Here is a 16,854-nt window from a genome sequence, read left to right as displayed (position 1 = left end):
GTCATGGCCGAGAAAGAGCGTGACTCCGGCCGGGGAGAGGGCTCCGGCCTCGACATGTTGCGTGACGAACTGACCGACTTCCTCGGTGCTCAGGTCGAGCATCTCGTCGACAAGGCCGGGGAGAAGTTGGGGGATGTCACCGACCAACTCCTTGACACGGCCGAGAACGGCGGATCTCTTCTCGGCATCGGCGGACGCATTCTCAAAGGTGAGTCCCCCTTGAAGGCGTTCGTCGGTGAGAAGGCCAAGGGCCTCAAAGACAAAGTGATGGACAAGGTCAAGAACGTTTTCGGCGGGGGACGTGGAGGCAAGTCCGGCAGCACCAAGGTGATGAACATCATTGAAGTGCTGGACGTCGGTGTGCCGATCCGCGTGGCGTACAACTACTGGACCCAGTACGAGGAGTTCAGCGACTTCACCAAGGGCGTACGGAGTGTGTCCCGGAACGACGAGACCGCCAGTGACTGGAAGGTGAAGGTTGGTCCCTCGACTCGCGGTTGGAAGGCGACGGTTCAGGAACAGGTGCCGGACGATCGAATCGTGTGGAGCTCCGAGGGTGCGAAGGGCACTACTCACGGCTGTGTCAGTTTCCACGAACTCACGCCCGACCTGACGCGGATCGTGCTGGTCGTCGAGTACTACCCCTCGGGTTTCTTCGAGAAGACAGGCAACCTGTGGCGTGCTCAAGGCCGCCGTCTGCGGTTGGACTTCAAGAACTTCCAGCGCTATGTCACGTTCGCCGACGAGGACGTCGAGGGTTGGCGCGGAGAGATCCGCGACGGCGAGGTAGTTCGCAGCCATGAGGAGGCACTGGAAGAGGAGGAAGCGGCAGGGGAGGGCGAGGAGCAGGAGGAGTACGACGAAGAGGTGCCCGACGAAGAAGAGGAAGAAGAGGAGTACGACGAAGAAGGGCCGGAGGACGAGTACGCCGAGGAGGAAGAGGAGGATGACGAGGACTGACGCGGCGGCCCGAGCCGAGCGATGATTCCCCTCGGCGCGACCTGCCCCGAGAGCTACTGGCGTTCCCGGACTCTCAGACCTCGTCTTCTGGCCGGAGTGAGCGACCGGTTGGAGAAGCCATCGGACGGGCGCGGGCGCGGCGCTTGAACCACTGCGCGATCACCCGCGTCCGGCGCGGTATCGACGTCGACGACACCAGCCCCCGAAGATGCCGACCAGTCGTACGTCCTCGATCAGTGCCCGCTCCGCTTACGGAGGTGGCCTGCCGCCTTTTCCGTCATCTCATGTGCCTTGGCGCGCAGCTGTTCCCCACGCCCAGCCTGCTGCATTGATGAGTCCCCCAGAGCCTTGCCAAGAGTCTCCTTCATCTTGCCCCTGATCTGGTGCACTTTCGCATTGGGCTTGGCCTTGGCCATCGGAATCGCCGTCCTCTCAAAGACGCTGGGAAACGCGGCCCGTTCAGGACCGACACATCTTTGTTCACCGTGCGCCTGCCCGCGGGGCTCGGCAACTGGAAACACCTCGTGCGTGCCAGCGGGACCTGCTGCCGAGGCAGGCCCTTGGCCTCCTGCCTTACTGTGCTCGGTGCGGTTTGTCGTGGGCGACCTGTAGGCGGACGTCGGTGTGCATGTGGGGGGTGTAGGGGAAGCCGGTGGAGCGACGAGCGGTACGGAGTGGGCCTTCGTACAAGGCGTCGAGGGCGGCGCCGGGTGCACCCTGGGGGGTGAGAGCAAGCGTGATGTGGGTGCGGGGGTGGTCAGGCCGGCCGGTGATGTGCACGGTTGCATGTTCAACTCCCGGCAGAGCACCGGCTTCGGCGGCGATCGCGTCGCTGAGCGCGTGGTCGCGCAGTTCGACGCCTTCCTGCGGGGGTGTGCCGCCAACGGGCAGCGCTCCGGGGTGGCGTCGGTGCAGTTGGGCGAGCAGCCACCACAGGGCGAGCAGGACGACGAGGGCGAGGGCGGCGATGACCGCGGGCCACCACCACCAGCCCTGACCGCTCCAGCGGGCCCGGTCGGCAGAGCCGAGCAGGACGTCGTGCGGGGTGGTCAGGGGCCAGCCGACGGGCGGGACCAGATCGTGTCGCCGGTAGGCGTCGAGTCCGGCGAAGAGAATCAGCAGACCGCCGCCGAGCAGTACCAGTCCGGCGAGGGCCAGCAGACTGCGGTTGAGTACGGTTCGCGGCGTCATGGTGTGGGCTCCGGTGTGGAAGGTTTCGCTCAGTTGGTGCGTTGCCGCACTCGTACGACGATGCGGGGAGGGCGGGCGAGGACGAGCCGATCGCGCTCCTGGTCGAGGACGGCGGTGAGGTCGTCCTTCACCTGCTGCGGCTCGCGGAAGCGGATGTCCGCGCGGGCTTTGACGCGGTGGCGGCGCACCCGGACGCGAGCCGTGCTGACTCCCGGTACCCGCATGGCGGCGTCGCGCAGCAGGTCGGCGGCGCCGTCGCGGTCCAGGGAAGCCCGCAGCCCGGGCGCGGGGGAGCGCAGGGGCAGCCAGTGGCGTAGGCCGGGGGTGAGGGCCAGGACGATCAACCAGATGCCGAGCGCGGCAGCCACGGCCGCCCCCGTGAGCACCCACACGTCGTCCAAGGGGCGGGTGGCCAATTCGTCGGCCAGGTGCCGTCGCCAGGCTGCCACAGGCCGTCCCGCCCGTACGGCGACGACGTCGAACAGCGCCACGGCCGCCGCCACGAGAATCACCGAGGCGACCAGCGCGGCCGGAATGCGGCGCGCGGACCACGGGCGGTGGGTCCGGTGCCGCCTGTCGTGCGCGCCCGCTGCCAAGTCCGGCGGAAGGGGCGCCTTGTGTTCAGGTGGACCGGGCTCTGTCGGCTCTCTCAGCTCCTCCGGCTCCTTCGTCATCGGCACGGTGGCACGGCGCGCGGATGGTGTGGAGCTGCGTGGGGGAGGGTCCGGGTCGGGTGTCATTCCGGTCCCCCTTTCTGCGCGGCGTGCCCGGCGGCCCGGGCCGCGTGGCGCCTCATCGGACCCGTCCCCGGCTCGCGTCGGTGGCGGTCACCAGCCGCCGGACGGTGAGGGTGACTTCTCCCACATCCAAGCCGGTCAGCTGAGTCACCCGTTCGGCGACGTCGTGCTGGATCCGCTCGCAGACGTGGGGGATATCGGCGGGGTAGGGCAGATCCATGGCCAGGTGCAGGCGTACCGATCCGGTACGGACGGCTGCCGAGGCGCTGGGTGCCGCCGGCCCGCTCCGATCGGGCGGTATGGCGGCGCGCCGGGACTGGGCTGTGCGTGCGGCCCTGGCGGCGATACGGGCGACCACCCTTTCCGGGATGACGGTGGCGCCCCGTTCGGCCGGAGGCGGCAGGTCGGCGGATCGCCCCGGTGGGCCGGCCCCTTCGCCAGGGGGTTGGGAACCGGGCCGGGTAATCACCGCTGCCTCCGCGCATGGAGGTCGAGGTCGCCCTGCACGACGAGGCCGACGATCAGTCCCACCGCACCCAGAACCAGAACCAGCAGGAATGCCCAGAAGCCGCCGAAGTATCCGGCGAAGCCCAGAGTCATGCCGGCCGCGAGGCCCGTCGTCGCTGCGTTCATCTTCCACTCACCCGTCTCGCGAACGTGAGCGTCCGTGTGATCACCCGCTCATGCCCAGGGCATGGCCGTGGTCACGGCGGTCGGTCACCGCACGCGGCCCTCGTCCCGTTCGGCCTCTTCCTCCTCGTCGGGGAGGTGGACGTCGTCGACGGCGATGTTCACCTCGACGACCTCCAGTCCCGTCATTCGTTCCAGGGCGCTGATCACGTTGGTGCGTACGGCGCCGGCGACGTCGACGATGGAGACGCCGTACTCGACGACGACGTCCAAGTCCACCGCGGCCTGGCGCTCGCCGACCTCGACCTTCACCCCGCGCGTGACGCCTCCGCCTCCGCCGGGGACGCGTTCCCGCATGGTGCCGAAGGCGCGGGCCATCCCCGCTCCCATGCTGTGGATGCCCGGTACCTCGCGTGTGGCCATGCCTGCGATCTTGGCCACCACGCCGTCCGCGATGGTGGTCTTCCCCCGTGTCTCGGCCGGTGCTCCGGCCCCGGTACGGCCCTTCAGCGCGCTCACGCCTGTGTCGGGCCGGCTGCCCCCGCCGACGCTGGTGATGTTGTCCGTCATGGCGGTCGCCTCGAGTGGCTCTGTGTGACACCTGCGTGGTGTCTCTCAAGGGGTTGGACACCCGGGGCGGCATACCTCTCACAGACGTCACATGTGATGTGCATCACACAGTCGGGGCGGGGGTACACGATCCTTCCGAGCCCCCTGCGAGATCGTCATGATTCAACGTACTGCTTCCCCACAGCTGGGATGCGACCTGCCGGACGGAGTGCTTGCCGTGCGGGCGGCCGAGGGAGACGAGGACTCCTTCGCCGTTCTCGTCCAGCGGCACGACCGGTCCCTCCTGGCCCTGGCGTGTGGCATGCTCGGCAACCCCCAGGACGCCGAAGAGGCCGTTCAGGACGCCTTCGTCAGCGCCTGGCGGCGTCTACCGGAGTACCGTCACAATGCGGAATTCAGTACCTGGATGTACCGGATCACCATCAACCGCTGCTTGACCATGCGACGGCGGCGTCGACCGCCGACCCTCCCTCTGGACACCGTCGCCGAACCTGCGACGGGCGACGCGAGGAGCCAGCCCGCCCGGTCCGCCGAGCAGGACGCGGCCACCGAGGCCCTGTCCCGCGCGCTCGCCGAGCTGGACGCCGGCCAGCGGATCTGCTGGATCCTGCGTGAACTGCAGGGCCTGCCCTACAACGAGATCGCCCACGTGACACGGACCAGTGAGCAGACGGTGCGCGGCAGACTGTTCAGAGCACGCCGATCCCTGCAGGAGGCGATGGGCCCATGGCGCTAGACGACCCGCAGGGCCGGCCTTCCGAACCACCCCATGCCGACGGGCACCGCACCAGCCCCATTGACGCCGACATGGCCATTGACGCCGACGCGCTCCCGTTCGCGGGTGATGAGGTACTGCCCTGCGGCCGCCTGCTCAGCCGGGTCTGGGAACAGGCGGGGGACGCTGAGCCGGTCGTGGACCCGCACACGGTGTCCTGTCCTCACTGCCGCGAGGCGGTCGAGGGACTGGCCACGGTGAACGCGGCCGCCCAGGCGCTGCGTGCGGAAGACCCTCCCGGCCTGCAGGCGCTCGCCGACCGTGTCATGAACGTCGTCAGGGCAGAGATCCGGCTCGGACGGCTGCTGCCCCTGGCTGACCCGGAGCGGGAGCTACGGATCGCCGAGAGCGCCGCCGCGAAGGTACTGCGGCAGGCCGCGGACACGGTCCCCGGTGTGAGGGCCGCGACCTGCCGGCTCGTACCCGCGGGCGAGGGCACCGAGGTGCGGGTGACCATGGAACTGGCCGCTGCCCTCGACCGCCCGCTGCCCGACCGGGTTGATCAGGTACGCCGATCGGTCCTCGACTCGGCCGGACGGGACCTGGGTCTGGCCGTGACGGCCGTCGACATCAGCGTGGTCGACGTACTGGAGCCGTGGCCACACCTGAGCCTTGGCGACCCTACGGGCGGGGGCACATGATGACCGACACCGGCACGACCACGCTCCTCGGCGCCGCGGCCGAGGCAGCCCTCGCCGTTCCCGGCGTGGCCGGCCTGCAACCCCGCCTGGTCCACTGCCTCGCGGCAGCCACCACGCCTACCCGAACGGACACAGCACCGCACCGTATGCCGCCCGAGGCGGGCATCCGCGCCGACCGGGCGCCGGACGGTTCGGGGTGGCGCGTCGAGGTGCGCTGCGTCCTCGGCGAGGGCCACCGAGCCCTGGACACCGCCAGGAACGTCCACGACCGGGTACGGACCGCCGCCACCTCCCACCTCGCCACCCATGGGGTCGTGGAGCCGGTCACCGTCTCGGTCACGGTGACCCGTATCGCCGCCCGACCCGCCTTGGTATGAGTGCTGCGAGCGCCAACTCCGCGAGCTGTCACCGCCTTGAAGGCCTTCGCGATGACGGGCGTGCTCCGGACACGCGTCCGAGTTGACGCAGGGCGCAGTAGGTGTCGTCGGCGTTCTCCGTATCGCCTGCATGGCCGAGGAGGGACGCGTAGCGAGCGGGGAAGCAATCCAGTTTGGCTGAGGCGCCAGCCCCCTGCCGGTGGGAGGGGCGGAATCGCCGACCTCTCGCGACAGCAGGAATCACCGCACGGAACGCAAGCGCCTGATCGTGATCGCCGTGGCCGTCGAGCGATTGCCGTGAGCCCGGTTCACCCGCGACAGCGTGCTGCGCCGCTTCCTTGCGGGCTGCTCGGGACGCCCTGGACCGCCACGCCTGGACGCGGGCCGCCCACATACGGCGGAGCGCTGCTCCACCAGCGCCCGGTCGCCGGGGAGGGCACCGGGGAGCGGAAGAGGTGCTCAGGGCAAGAGGCCCAGAACTTCCCGGGGTGTCGGTTCGTTGAGCCGCTCGGCCTGTTCTCCCAATGATCAGAAGGACTCGTCGTGAGCGGTGGTATCCCAGTGGACGACAGCTGTATCAGCGCCTTCCAGGAGCTGAAGAGCAGGCGGGACATCAACACAGTGATCTACCGGCTCAGCGACAGCCTGGAGACCGTCATCCCCGACTTCGAAGGGAACCTGACACACGACGAACTACTGAAGGCCCTGCCGGCCGGTGTGTCCCGGTACGTCGTCTACGACCTTCTCTTCGCAACAGCGGACGGAACCCGTCAGGAGAAGGTCGTACTGATCTCCTGGTGCCCGGCGAGGACGGAGGCCGAGGAGAGAATCGCGCACTCCTCCGGCTACAGCACCCTCCGGAACCTGCTCGACGGTGTCCAAGTCTACGTAAAGGCCGCAGACTTGTCCGATGTGGGGTACGAGGCACTCGTATCCCAGGTTTCTTGACCCACCTTTCCTCCTTGGCGGTGGCAGGTGATCGCGGCCGGTGGAATCCAGGTTTTGCCGCCGCTGGTGCGCAGACTGTGATGATGGGAGCGGTAGTCACAGATGCGCGAGCGCTGAGTACCTTCCTCATCCCCCGCCGCCGCGGTGGGTGCGCTCGAAGATCACGAGGAACGGGGCGACATAACCGGTGGCCTCGACAGGGCTGGCGTGACCGAACAGCACCAACACCACTCCAGCCCCCAGCGCGGCGCAGTACATGGTGACCTGGCCTGGGGCCCTTGGAGGGCCCGGTACGTGCTTCGTCGGCGGCGTGGTCATAGTGAGAGTGGTCCCTCCTGCTCAAGGGGCGAGTAAAGCGGTGCGCCCTCTTTGCCCTTGCGCACCCCTGCACGTTTCCCCTCGGCAGACGCCGACCGGCGTGCCGCGTGACTTGCCTTCACGGCCGGCACGCCGACTTCCCGGGGAAGCCGAGCGCCCAGCCATGCAAGGGCGGCGGGGCCGTCCGGGACGTTCGCGCGGGCATCATCGCGCCCGGCTCCTCGTCGATCGCGGGTCGACTGAGATACTGGTGCCCCTCGAAGGCATCGGCGGTTCAGCGCGGGCCGCACCCCGTGGCCTTACCGGTGAGCTGTCCCCATAAGGTCGATCATCGCGATTCATGACTTCACTCGGTGACGGCCGACCTGAACGGATCTCGTGGCCGTCATGCTGCCGTCGTCAGCAGGCCCCTCCGTTCCATCGCTCCCTTGGCGCCCTGCCCCAGGCCGGGTTTCGTGAGAGTTCTCGTGCTGGTCGAGGGCGGCCAGCAGGCCCGCCACGGTGAGGCCGGCTTCGGCCGGATGTCGGAGGATGGTCCCCTCTTCGATGCGGTAGCGATTCGAGCGACCCTGCCGGGTGTGGGTGAGATAGCCGTTCTGCTCAAGATCGGAAATGATCTTCTGGACAGCGCGCTCGGTGAGCCGGCATCGCGCGGCGATGTCACGGATACGGGTGCCCTGATCATCGGCGATCGAGGCCAGCACTCGGGCGTGGTTGGTCAGGAAGGTCCAACCACTGTGTCCCTCGGGTATTCCACCCATGCCTCTCAGGGTAGTGCCCGACGTTCACGTATTCAAAAGGGTGAAAATCGGTTCATGTATCTCTTGACGTGCGAGGTGGGGGAGGTCGAGCCTGGAGGAGGCAAAGACCAGTGGATGCCTCGGGAGCGACTCCCATGCAAGAACATCTGCATTCTTCCCAGACGAGGGGCGCAGACGAAGCCGTCCACGAAACGCAAGCGGATGGCACGGTTGGAGCCCACACCTCGCCGTTCTTGAAGATCGCGGCACACTCCGTCGGCGAGCGGACGGTCGTGGCGGTCGCGGGTGAACTCGACATCGACACGGAGGAGGCGCTGCGGCACGCCCTGCGTGAAGCACTGGCCCAATCGGTCCACGGCCTCGACCTCGACCTCGCCGGGGTCGACTTCTGTGACTGCTCCGGCCTCAACGTCTTGCTGCACATCCGCCGCCTGGCTCTAGCGGCGGCCAAGACGGTCCGCGTCCAGACGGCGGGGATCGCGGTCGAGCATCTGCTCACACTCACCCGCACCCGGTCGCTCTTCGCGCACCTGGATGACGTCGGTCCCGGCATGGCCACCAACGGCCGGGGCATGCGTACCGGTACCACCCCCAGCCCCGTAGAGGAGGACGGGTTGCCCGAGGATGCCGAGGAGGACCTGCGCATCGAAATCGGCCAGCTCAAACGGGCCATGCAAACCAGGCCGGTCATCGATCTGGCCCGTGGGGTCCTGATGGCCTCCTTCGGTCTGAACGCCGAGGACGCCTGGAGCGTCCTGGTCGAGGCCTCGCAGCGAACCAACACCAAACTCCACCACCTGGCCCATGAGTTGGTGGGCGCGGTCAACGGCGCTCCGCTGTGCGACCGGTTGCAGCAGGGGATCTCCGCGGCGGTCACCGAAACCCTCAACCCCCTCTCCCCGAACCATAAACGCCATGACTGGACCTCTCTCATCAGCAGACCCGCGCCACCGGACAGCGACAGCCCCGCGCCGTGACCCTTCCTTAGCCGTGCAAGGCCCAGGTCGACAGCCAGCAGGACGGCGCACGAGGCAGGCAACCTGCCGCGCTCGCGACCGAGCGGCAGTCGGCGAGGCGGCTGTGGATGGCCAGGGCCCGTGCGTCCGAGGCATTCCGTCGGCCTCCGAGCCAAAACTCTCGGCGCTGGTCGGCCGTATAGCAGGGGAGCGAAGTGAGAGAGGCCGCCGCTGGACCGCGGCCAGTTGATTTCGTCTCCCGTCTGACGATGTTCGACTTAGAGCCTGTCGGGTGGCCAGCTGACTACGCTGAGCATGGGCCGCTGACGGCCTCGGAGTTGTCGCACTGGCACACACCACGTGATCGGGACCGTCGCCGTGTCTGGAGGGCAGATCGCCACCGTCACGCGTCTCGCATGGCCCAGGCACCCCGACACGCTTTCAGAGGAAGACGCGCGCCACCTCCAGCCACTTCTGGGCGTCCTCGCCGGTCGCCGTCATGTTGGTCTCGGACCAGGGGCGACGCCGGGTGACACACAGGCAGAAGTCGACAGCGCCGCCCTGTACCCGTTGCGCGGCAGCCTCGGGGCCCCACACCCAGGTCCGTCCGTCAGGTGCTGTCAGCTCGACGCGGAAGGGATCCGCCGGCTCAGGCAGTCCGACGGCGGCGAAGGACAGCGCCCGTCCCAACACCCCCAGCGACGCCACGTGCTGCAGTCGATCCGTCGGGCGGTGTGCCACGCCCACAGCATCGAAGACGTCCTGCCCGTGTGCCCAGGTTTCCATCAGACGAAGGGGCGCCATCAGGGCCGGGGTCACCTTCGACATGTACCAGGGGAATGCGTGGTCCCATGGCGTGTCGCGCAGTGCCGTCGCCAGTTCCGCTCGACCGGCCCGCCACTCGTCCAGAAGTACCGACCGCGGTTTGGCCGCTCCCGCGGCGGCGGCCTTGTCTGCGTACCCGCTGCCTTCGGCCTCCGCCCGCCCGAGCTCGGCGCCGAACGCGTCCGGAGTGCGTAAGGCGCTGAGTGCGTTCGCGTCCGCCCACGCGAGGTGGGCTATCTGGTGGGCGACCGTCCAGCCTGGTGCCGGTGTCGGTATGGACCAGTCGTCCACTGCCCTGACCAGGACGTCGAGCTCGTCACCCTCAGCCACCAGCGCGGACAGGACACCGGCGTCATCTACATCGGGGACGGCGAGGTTGTAGTTCAACATGTGCGCCATGGTGCCACTCCTTCCCGACCAACGGCGGAGACGAAGTGTGCGGGCAGACTCCGATGTCGCCGGAGTCTGCCCACTCGGTGGTGGGGCTCGTGGCACCACGGGACCGCCGTGCTTCCTCGACGGCGGCGCAGAGCGTGTCGGGCTGGCTGGTCATGCGAGACGCGTGACGGTTGCGATCTGCTCTCCAGACACGGCGACGGCCCCGGAATGATCACGTGGCGTGTGCCAGTGCGACAACTCCGAGGCCGTCAGCGGCCCATGCTGTCCGTCCAGCCTGACCGATGAGATGTGGGAGGTCATCCGGCCGCTCCTTCCCGTGCGTAACCTGCGGAAAGGCGGCGGGGTGCGTAAGTACGAAGACCGATTGGTGCTCGACTCGATCTTCTACGTACTGCGCTCGGGCCGCCAGTGGCGGATGCTCCCGCGCGACCTGATGCCCTGGGACGCGGCGCACCGCTGGTTCACCAAGTGGCGCCGGGACGGCAGCTGGGACCGCATCCACGATGAACTACGCCTCCAGCTCCGGATCGGGGCCGGACGCGACCCTGAGCCGTCGGCCGCCGTGATCGACGCCCAGTCGATCAAGACCAGCGAGGGCGGCGAGGCGCGTGGATTCGATGCGGGGAAGCGAACGACAGGGTGGAAGAGACACGTGATCGTCGACAGGATGGGCCTGCTGCTGCTGGTCGTCGCGGTCACTTCCGCGTCCGTGCAGGACCGCGCGGGAGGCCGCACCGTGCTGGCCCGGCTCGCGGCTGCCTTCCGCACGGTCAGCTTGGTGTGAGCCGACGGCGGATACGCCAACTCCGTTGATTGCACGCTGTTTCCATGGGCCCGCGACGCGTTGGGCATCGTCGTGGAGATCGTGAAGCGGACCGATGATGTCAGGGGGGCTTCAAGGTCCTGCCCCGTCGCTGGGCGGTGGAGCGAAGTTTCGGCTGGCTGGTCCGAAACCGTCGGCTGGCCCGCGACTACGAACGGCTGACCGCGACCTCCGAGGCCATGATCAAGGTCGCGATGATCCGCCTGATGCTCGTCCGGCTCGCCGGGCAGTCATCGCGGTGGAGCCATGAATCCCACCGCAAGACCGCGCGAACCAAGACCACCGAAGACCTCATCGTGGCGTAATCAACCGGCCACCCGACAGGCTCTTAGCGGTTGCCGCCGTGGAGAGCAGGCGGTCGGGGCTCCATCGGTATCGACAGGTGCACCGAGTCGTCGGGACGCTTCGGTGGGGTACCCGACGGCTGTACAGGTAGTGCTGGAGGCCCGGGCGCAGTACGTGCGTTTGCGGCTTCGCCCCGGCGGCGCACAGGGTGAGCAAGGCACCCCGACAGACATTCAGGGAGTGATCATGCCTCGTGGGTCGAGCCCCAAGCGGGAACGGCAGTACGAACACATCAAGGAAAGTGCCGAGCAGCGCGGCGAGAGCACGAAGCGAGCCAAGGAGATCGCCTCCCGCACGGTCAACAAGGAACGGGCCCGCACCGGCGAGTCGAAGACAGCGAGCAGGACGTCCACGCAGGACAAGCCGTCGTCCCAGCGGGGCGGTCAGCGCTCGCACAGCGGCTCTCAAGGCCCTACTTACGACCAGCTGTACGAGGAGGCCAAGCGTCGCAACATCGAAGGGCGCTCGTCCATGAACAAGGCCCAGCTCAAGGAGAAACTCGGCAAGTAGAGCGGGGACCTGCCGTCTTCGGGCGTCGGTGTCGTCCGGGCCCTTGCTGAACTGCCGGGATTAGGGGTCCCCGACAGGGGAACGCGCACTTTGACCCGGAATATCCGGACTGTTCGAATGTGAGGAGGATGCCGTGAGTACCGTGAAGGAATCCATCGACGTCGACGTCCCGCTGCACCGTGTGTACAACCAGTGGACGCAGTTCGAGGAGTTCCCGCGCTTCATGGACGGCGTCGAGGAGGTCCGTCAGATCGATGCCGAGCACTGCCATTGGACGACGAAGGTCGCTGGTGCCCGGCGCGAGTTCGACACCGAGATCGTCGACCAGCTGCCCGATGAGCGGATCTCCTGGCGCACTGTGGGCGGCGAGGCCGAGCAGAGGGGCGTCGTCACGTTCCAGAGGCTCGACGACGCGCACACCCGCATCAGTCTGGCCATGGAGTTCGAACCCCATGGCTTGGCGGAGAAGGTGGGTGACACTCTCGGTGTGCTCGACCGGCAGGTGAAAGGTGACCTGAGGCGGTTCAAAGGTTTCATCGAAGAGCACGGGCAGGAGACCGGCGGCTGGCGCGGCCGGGTCAGGCCTGCCGGCGCCGACACCGGGCTGTCCGCCGGGGACACCCCGATCAGGGAGACGCCGCAGTCCCGGATGACCGGTGAAGGGGCGCCGGTCGAGCCTGAGGACACGCACCAGGACGCCTCGCCAGGTTTCTCGGGATCGCTTCCGGCAGACCCGGACGACACACGGCACGGCTGACCAGTACCCGGCCTCAGGACTGTCACCGCCCCGAAAGGGATTTGGCGGCCGTGCCCACCTGCGGCTACTCCCTGTCCGGCGAGGGGCTCACCCCACTCAGTTGCCTGACCAGGCCGCTGGGATCTGGTGCTCGGTCCAGAAGTCGCCTCAGAGGCGACGGCGTCGCCCTTCTGCGCGTCGTCGTTTACCACCCTGGCCTCGCCCGGCTCGTACGCCCACGCGGGCCTCGGCGGGAGTGCGACCATGCTGGTCAGTTCGATGGTCTCGCTGGTGTGGGTCGGTATCAATGAGGAGGTGTCCAGCCGGGGACTGGTGCAGAAGGTCCTCGCCTCGCTCGAGGCGATGCGCGCGGCGATCGGCGTCGGCGTCCTGTTCGGTGTCGGCCATGTGCAACTCTTTTCAGCACCTGCTGGACAGCCGCTGGAAACACGGAGTGGAGACCGCTGTCGATGTGACCCTGGGCGGCCGAGACCGCGAGCGTTTCGCGGACCACGCGGTATCGGTCGCCCAGCGCGTCGTCTATCTGGTCACGGACGAGCGGCCGGGTGAACTGAGCAGTTGCCCGTCCGTCTGCCGACCCAGCATGGCCCGCTCCGACTTCGATGTCGTCGAAGCCTGGATCGTGCTCGCGGTGTGGATGGTCGAGGTGTGGATGGTCGCGGTAGCGGGGGGGTCGCTCGCGGGACTGGCGACAGCGTATGCGGTGGGACACAGACTCGACGAGCAGGGAACGGAGCGCCGCGCGCGATCTCGGCGGTCCTCACCGAGACCGCGCCGGGCAGCACCTCGCCTCAGGCCGTGGACGCCGGTCGCGTCTGGCCGGTGTGCGCCGGACGGCTCGGCGCACACCGGCCAGACGAAGGTGGAGCCCGGCACGAGGGCGGGCAGTTGGCTGACGGTGTGGATCGGCCGCCGGGGACGGCTGGTGTCCATGCCGCTCACCCCATGAAAGGCAGCGTTCCAGGCTACCTGGGCAGGTGCTCTGGTCGGGGTGGGCACGACCGGTGCCGTGATCGGCGCGCCCAGGTCACGCGTGCCCGCCTTGAGTGGCAACGCTGCAGCAGTGGGTCGAAGAGTGGGTGCGCATCGACACCCGCTGGGGCCGGAAGACCAGTTGAAACTTTGCGAGCAACTCTTGCCCCATGGGTTAGGCCAGGGCCAGGCGAAGCCTCAGGTAATAACGAAGGGCGACGCCGGTGCCGCGAGGGGCGTCGCCGTACCGCTGGAACGGTGCGGAGATGCGTTCCCTGGGATGCCGGGTGACTGTCCCGGTTTGCTGCCCGAACGTGTCGAGGAATGCCCTGGTGGTGCCTCGTCCGCAGTCCGGCCGGGCGGCTCGGCAGCGAGACGTTCTGCGGTTGACACATGCAGCCGATGTTGCGGAGCGACGGAGTGCACCTGAGCCCGCCCTGTGTGGCGGCCGCCCTGGGGCGCAGGAGGCGGGACATGATGGAGGTACAGGTGCGTTCTGCGAGGAGGAGTACGGCATGGTCGGGTCGGGCTCTGGCGGTACCGAGGACGTGGCGGGCGGCAAGTCGCGGTTCGACGACATCTACGACCGGCCCGACCCTCGCGCATACTTCAGGCGGCTTGCCCCGCTGGAGTACGAGATCCCGCACCACGCCCAGCCGCTCTTCCGGCAGGCCGCCGCCGAACGGGCCGCACTCGATGCCGGCCGACCCCACGGGCCGGCGGTACTGGACGTGTGCTGCTCGTACGGGATCAACGCCGCGCTGCTCAACCACGACGTCACGCTGGCGGAGATGTACGAGCGGTACACATCCCCTGCCCACCAGACGATGTCGACGACGGAACTCGCGGCACGCGACAAGGAGTTCTATGCCGAGCGGCGCCGACCGGACGCAGTGCCCGTGTTCGGTCTGGACGTCTCGGCCCCCGCCGTGCACTACGCGCTTGAGGTGGGGCTCCTGGACGCCGCCTTCACCGACGACCTGGAACATGGCTCACCCAGCCCCAGGCTGAGCCGCGCGCTCACCGAGGTCGGCCTCATCACGCTGACAGGCGGCGGCAGCTATGTCACCGCCCGAACGTTCGCGGCACTGCTGGACGGCGCCCGGAGACCGGTATGGGCCAGCGCGTTCGTGCTGCGGACGGTGTCCTACGTTCCGATCGTCCAGACATTCGCCGCGCACGGTCTGCGCACCACCCTTGATGTCTCCCGCACCTATCCGCAGCGCCTCTGCACCGACGAGCGGGAACGGCAGTACGCGATCGCGGCGGTCCGGGCGCTGGGCGGCGACCCCGCGGGGCGCGAGGAGAGCGGCCGTTTCCACAGCCTGCACTACGAGTCCCGACCGGATACACCATGACAATCGGGGTGAGAGGGGTCATGGCTGAAGGCCGTGCCAGTGGTCCTCTTCGGCCAAGGCAGTCGTGAGAAGGAGCACGTCGGGCAGGCGTACGAGTTCAGGGGCCCGCGGCCAGCTGGTGGGCACCCACGCCCTCTCGTCATCGCCACCCTGATTGCTGCTGGGGTGCCGGAGAAGCGTGCGGGTGACGTGGTCGTGGACGTCTCTTCCGTGATCAACGCCAAGCCAGGCTTCGGTGATGGCACCTGATCCCGGTCGCTGCGCCTCCATCGAGCCGAGCCGCGCCGCGGGCACGAGGTGCGGGTCTGCCCCTGCTCGCAGACTCCGACCTCGGGTAGCTGCTGCATGGCTCACCGGGTCGAGAGACATCAGGGCCGTGGGTGACTCTGCCTCGACCCACTTTGGTGGGCCGTAGCTTCAGGGGGAATCCTGGATGACTTGCTCGGACCAGATCGTCTTGCCGTTCTGGCCATGGCGGCAGCCCCATCGTCCGCCGAGTCGAGAGACGAGGAACAGGCCGCGTCCTCCCTCGTCGGTTGCGCGGGCACCCCGCAGGCGGGGTTGGCGAGTGGTGGCCCCGGGGAGATCTCGCCTGCTTCGGCGGTCCCGTCGGGCCGGACCAGGACGGGTGGCGGGTGCCCGGCACTGGCCATGGCGCAGCGCCTGGTGACCGGTCGTAGACCGTGTACAGGCATGTGCCGCCGACGTTGTCGCGGTCGCCGGACGGGGCTTCGGCCGCGAGGCGCTGGACCAGGTCCGCGAGCCGGGTGAGCAGCTCGTCCGGTTCGAGTTCCAGGTCCGCGAGCGTCTGGATGGCGGCGCGCAGGCGGCCCATGGTGGCGCTTGCGGGCATGCCGCGGCCGACCACGTCATCGGCGCCGTGTTCGACGACCTGGTTCTTGAAGCCCTGGTCGACCAGGGCTTTGCGGACGGTGTCGCCGGTGTGCTCGGCGACCTGGTCCAGCAGGACGATGCCCGTGGTGTGGTCGTGGATGTTCGCGGCGAGGACGATGACCGCGATGACCAGGCCGAGGACTTCCACGGCCAGGCCGCGCTTGCGGCCCGGCACCCGCTTGGCCGGATCGTGGCCGGTCGTGGCGGAGGGGACCCCGGCGGCCGCATGGACACTTTGAGTGTCCAGCACCACCAGGGTCGGTTCCTCTGATCGCCGGGCGCGTTCACGGACCTGGCGGCGCAGGAGTTCACGGATGACCCGGTCGGTTCCGTCGTCCCGCCAGGCGGCGAAGTAGTAATACGTCGCACTCTTCTGCGGCAGGTCGTGCGGAAGGTAGGCCCACTGGCAGCCGGTCCGCCCCTGGTAGAGGATCGCGTCGCCGACCTGATCACCGGCGTCATCGAGCACGGTGTACCCGTGCGCCCCGTTGTCCTGGCCGGTTGAGCCTTCCCGACACGGTGCGGGGGAGCAGACTGCGGGCGTGACTGAGAACTGCCCGGCCCGCTCTTCCGTGCAATACGCCGCCGTCCTCTGCGGAGTAATGGTCAAATCCTGTGGATCGGACGAGGTTGCGCGGTGTGGCTGCCATGGATGGAGTTACGGTCGGCCGGGGGTCTGGCCGGTCGTAACTTGCGCTACGAAGCGTCTCAGTGCGCGCGGATTCCGAATTACGTGCAGGTTCGCATCACCGGCGTGGGTCGTGATCGCCGCGAGGAGGAGCGGTCGGCTCCGGCGTCGGTAGGCCCATACCCACCGCCAGAAGTCGGCGCGTTCCCGAGAGCGTCGAATCGCTCGCCAGGCGCAGCGCCAGAACGAGAAGTCCAGCAGGATGACGGTGTCCGCCGCTTGGAGTCGGACGTCGGGGACGTCGTAGGGCCCGAGGTCGCCATCCATGATCCAAGCCTCGTCTCGGACGAGTTCACGTTGGACGGCGGCCCACCGATCGGGAGGTGTCGCTTCAAGGCCGGGTCGCCAGAAGTGCCTGTCCAGCTCGATGACGGGAAGCCCGGTGATTGCGCCCAGGCGGGCCGCGAGGGCTGACTTCC

At 68.3% G+C, this 16,854-nt stretch carries 18 protein-coding genes and 5 pseudogenes; 13 read left to right on the top strand and 10 right to left on the bottom strand.

Going from position 1 to position 16,854, the window contains the following annotated elements:
• The first annotated feature begins 3 nt into the window (after positions 1-3).
• Positions 4-960 carry an SRPBCC family protein gene (locus OG568_RS06530; RefSeq protein ID WP_329530687.1) on the top strand — a complete coding sequence of 319 codons (957 nt, stop codon included), beginning with the start codon at positions 4-6 and terminating at the stop codon, positions 958-960.
• A 573-nt stretch (positions 961-1,533) separates the two neighbouring features.
• Here the strand turns inward: OG568_RS06530 and OG568_RS06520 are convergent.
• From OG568_RS06520 to OG568_RS06500, 5 genes are all read right to left on the bottom strand, one after another.
• On the bottom strand, positions 1,534-2,151 hold the full coding sequence (locus OG568_RS06520; protein ID WP_329530685.1) for an alkaline shock response membrane anchor protein AmaP: 618 nt from the start codon (positions 2,149-2,151) through the stop codon (positions 1,534-1,536).
• 29 nt (positions 2,152-2,180) lie between these two features.
• Positions 2,181-2,825: a DUF6286 domain-containing protein gene (locus tag OG568_RS06515; RefSeq protein ID WP_329530684.1), complete on the bottom strand. Its 645-nt coding sequence runs from the start codon at positions 2,823-2,825 to the stop codon at positions 2,181-2,183.
• Positions 2,826-2,943: 118 nt separating this feature from the next.
• The gene (locus tag OG568_RS06510; RefSeq protein WP_329530683.1) at positions 2,944-3,246 is read right to left on the bottom strand and encodes an Asp23/Gls24 family envelope stress response protein; all 303 of its coding nucleotides are present in this window, start codon (positions 3,244-3,246) and stop codon (positions 2,944-2,946) included.
• A gap of 107 nt (positions 3,247-3,353) precedes the next feature.
• A complete protein-coding gene (locus OG568_RS06505; protein WP_329530682.1) occupies positions 3,354-3,521 on the bottom strand; it encodes a hypothetical protein in 168 nt (55 codons plus the stop codon).
• An 84-nt stretch (positions 3,522-3,605) separates the two neighbouring features.
• Positions 3,606-4,088, bottom strand: coding sequence for an Asp23/Gls24 family envelope stress response protein (locus OG568_RS06500; protein WP_329530681.1), 483 nt, complete (start codon positions 4,086-4,088; stop codon positions 3,606-3,608).
• A gap of 157 nt (positions 4,089-4,245) precedes the next feature.
• Between OG568_RS06500 and OG568_RS06495 the strand changes: the two genes are divergently transcribed.
• From OG568_RS06495 to OG568_RS06480, 4 genes are all read left to right on the top strand, one after another.
• Positions 4,246-4,824 carry an RNA polymerase sigma factor gene (locus OG568_RS06495; RefSeq protein ID WP_329530680.1) on the top strand — a complete coding sequence of 193 codons (579 nt, stop codon included), beginning with the start codon at positions 4,246-4,248 and terminating at the stop codon, positions 4,822-4,824.
• A complete protein-coding gene (locus OG568_RS06490; protein WP_329530679.1) occupies positions 4,815-5,504 on the top strand; it encodes a hypothetical protein in 690 nt (229 codons plus the stop codon). Before OG568_RS06495 ends, OG568_RS06490 begins: the two co-directional genes overlap by 10 nt.
• Positions 5,501-5,881 (top strand): hypothetical protein, encoded by a 381-nt coding sequence (locus OG568_RS06485; protein WP_329530678.1) that lies wholly within the window; start codon positions 5,501-5,503, stop codon positions 5,879-5,881. Before OG568_RS06490 ends, OG568_RS06485 begins: the two co-directional genes overlap by 4 nt.
• Before the next feature lie 543 nt (positions 5,882-6,424).
• Positions 6,425-6,829 (top strand): actin-binding ADF family protein, encoded by a 405-nt coding sequence (locus OG568_RS06480; RefSeq protein WP_329530677.1) that lies wholly within the window; start codon positions 6,425-6,427, stop codon positions 6,827-6,829.
• A gap of 126 nt (positions 6,830-6,955) precedes the next feature.
• Here the strand turns inward: OG568_RS06480 and OG568_RS06475 are convergent, their stop codons facing one another.
• Complete coding sequence (locus tag OG568_RS06475; protein ID WP_329530676.1) at positions 6,956-7,147, bottom strand: hypothetical protein; 192 nt, start codon at positions 7,145-7,147, stop codon at positions 6,956-6,958.
• Between the two features lie 338 nt (positions 7,148-7,485).
• A complete protein-coding gene (locus OG568_RS06470; protein WP_329530675.1) occupies positions 7,486-7,908 on the bottom strand; it encodes a helix-turn-helix transcriptional regulator in 423 nt (140 codons plus the stop codon).
• 233 nt (positions 7,909-8,141) lie between these two features.
• On the opposite strand from OG568_RS06470, the gene OG568_RS06465 reads away from it, so the two are divergent.
• Positions 8,142-8,885: an ANTAR domain-containing protein gene (locus tag OG568_RS06465; RefSeq protein ID WP_329530674.1), complete on the top strand. Its 744-nt coding sequence runs from the start codon at positions 8,142-8,144 to the stop codon at positions 8,883-8,885.
• Between the two features lie 420 nt (positions 8,886-9,305).
• Here the strand turns inward: OG568_RS06465 and OG568_RS06460 are convergent, their stop codons facing one another.
• A complete protein-coding gene (locus OG568_RS06460; RefSeq protein ID WP_329530673.1) occupies positions 9,306-10,088 on the bottom strand; it encodes a TIGR03084 family metal-binding protein in 783 nt (260 codons plus the stop codon).
• Between the two features lie 220 nt (positions 10,089-10,308).
• Between OG568_RS06460 and OG568_RS61300 the strand changes: the two genes are divergently transcribed.
• From OG568_RS61300 to OG568_RS06430, 7 genes and pseudogenes are all read left to right on the top strand, one after another.
• The gene (locus tag OG568_RS61300) at positions 10,309-10,872 is read left to right on the top strand and encodes an IS5 family transposase (protein WP_443077565.1); all 564 of its coding nucleotides are present in this window, start codon (positions 10,309-10,311) and stop codon (positions 10,870-10,872) included.
• 119 nt (positions 10,873-10,991) lie between these two features.
• On the top strand, positions 10,992-11,216 hold the full coding sequence (locus tag OG568_RS61295) for a transposase (protein ID WP_443077849.1): 225 nt from the start codon (positions 10,992-10,994) through the stop codon (positions 11,214-11,216).
• Between the two features lie 226 nt (positions 11,217-11,442).
• Entirely contained in the window at positions 11,443-11,766 is a 324-nt protein-coding gene (locus tag OG568_RS06450) for a plasmid stabilization protein (RefSeq protein WP_329530672.1), read from the top strand.
• A 133-nt stretch (positions 11,767-11,899) separates the two neighbouring features.
• Positions 11,900-12,361: pseudogene (locus tag OG568_RS06445) on the top strand (SRPBCC family protein); the annotation flags it as partial.
• A gap of 405 nt (positions 12,362-12,766) precedes the next feature.
• Positions 12,767-12,859, top strand: a pseudogene (locus OG568_RS06440) (CPBP family intramembrane glutamate endopeptidase); the annotation flags it as partial.
• A gap of 61 nt (positions 12,860-12,920) precedes the next feature.
• Positions 12,921-13,082 (top strand): annotated as a pseudogene (locus tag OG568_RS06435) (phosphate signaling complex protein PhoU); the annotation flags it as partial.
• A 928-nt stretch (positions 13,083-14,010) separates the two neighbouring features.
• Complete coding sequence (locus OG568_RS06430) at positions 14,011-14,853, top strand: hypothetical protein (protein ID WP_329530671.1); 843 nt, start codon at positions 14,011-14,013, stop codon at positions 14,851-14,853.
• Between the two features lie 368 nt (positions 14,854-15,221).
• On the opposite strand, the pseudogene OG568_RS61290 reads toward OG568_RS06430, so the two are convergent.
• Together OG568_RS61290 and OG568_RS06420 are read right to left on the bottom strand one after the other, a co-directional pair.
• Positions 15,222-15,664, bottom strand: a pseudogene (locus tag OG568_RS61290) (PP2C family protein-serine/threonine phosphatase); the annotation flags it as partial.
• A gap of 63 nt (positions 15,665-15,727) precedes the next feature.
• A pseudogene (locus OG568_RS06420) lies at positions 15,728-16,195 on the bottom strand (transposase); the annotation flags it as partial.
• Positions 16,196-16,854 lie beyond the last annotated feature (659 nt).

The sequence above is a fragment of the Streptomyces sp. NBC_01450 genome, from assembly GCF_036227505.1.
Taxonomy (GTDB): domain Bacteria; phylum Actinomycetota; class Actinomycetes; order Streptomycetales; family Streptomycetaceae; genus Streptomyces.
This window is presented reverse-complemented; position numbering and strand designations above follow the sequence as displayed.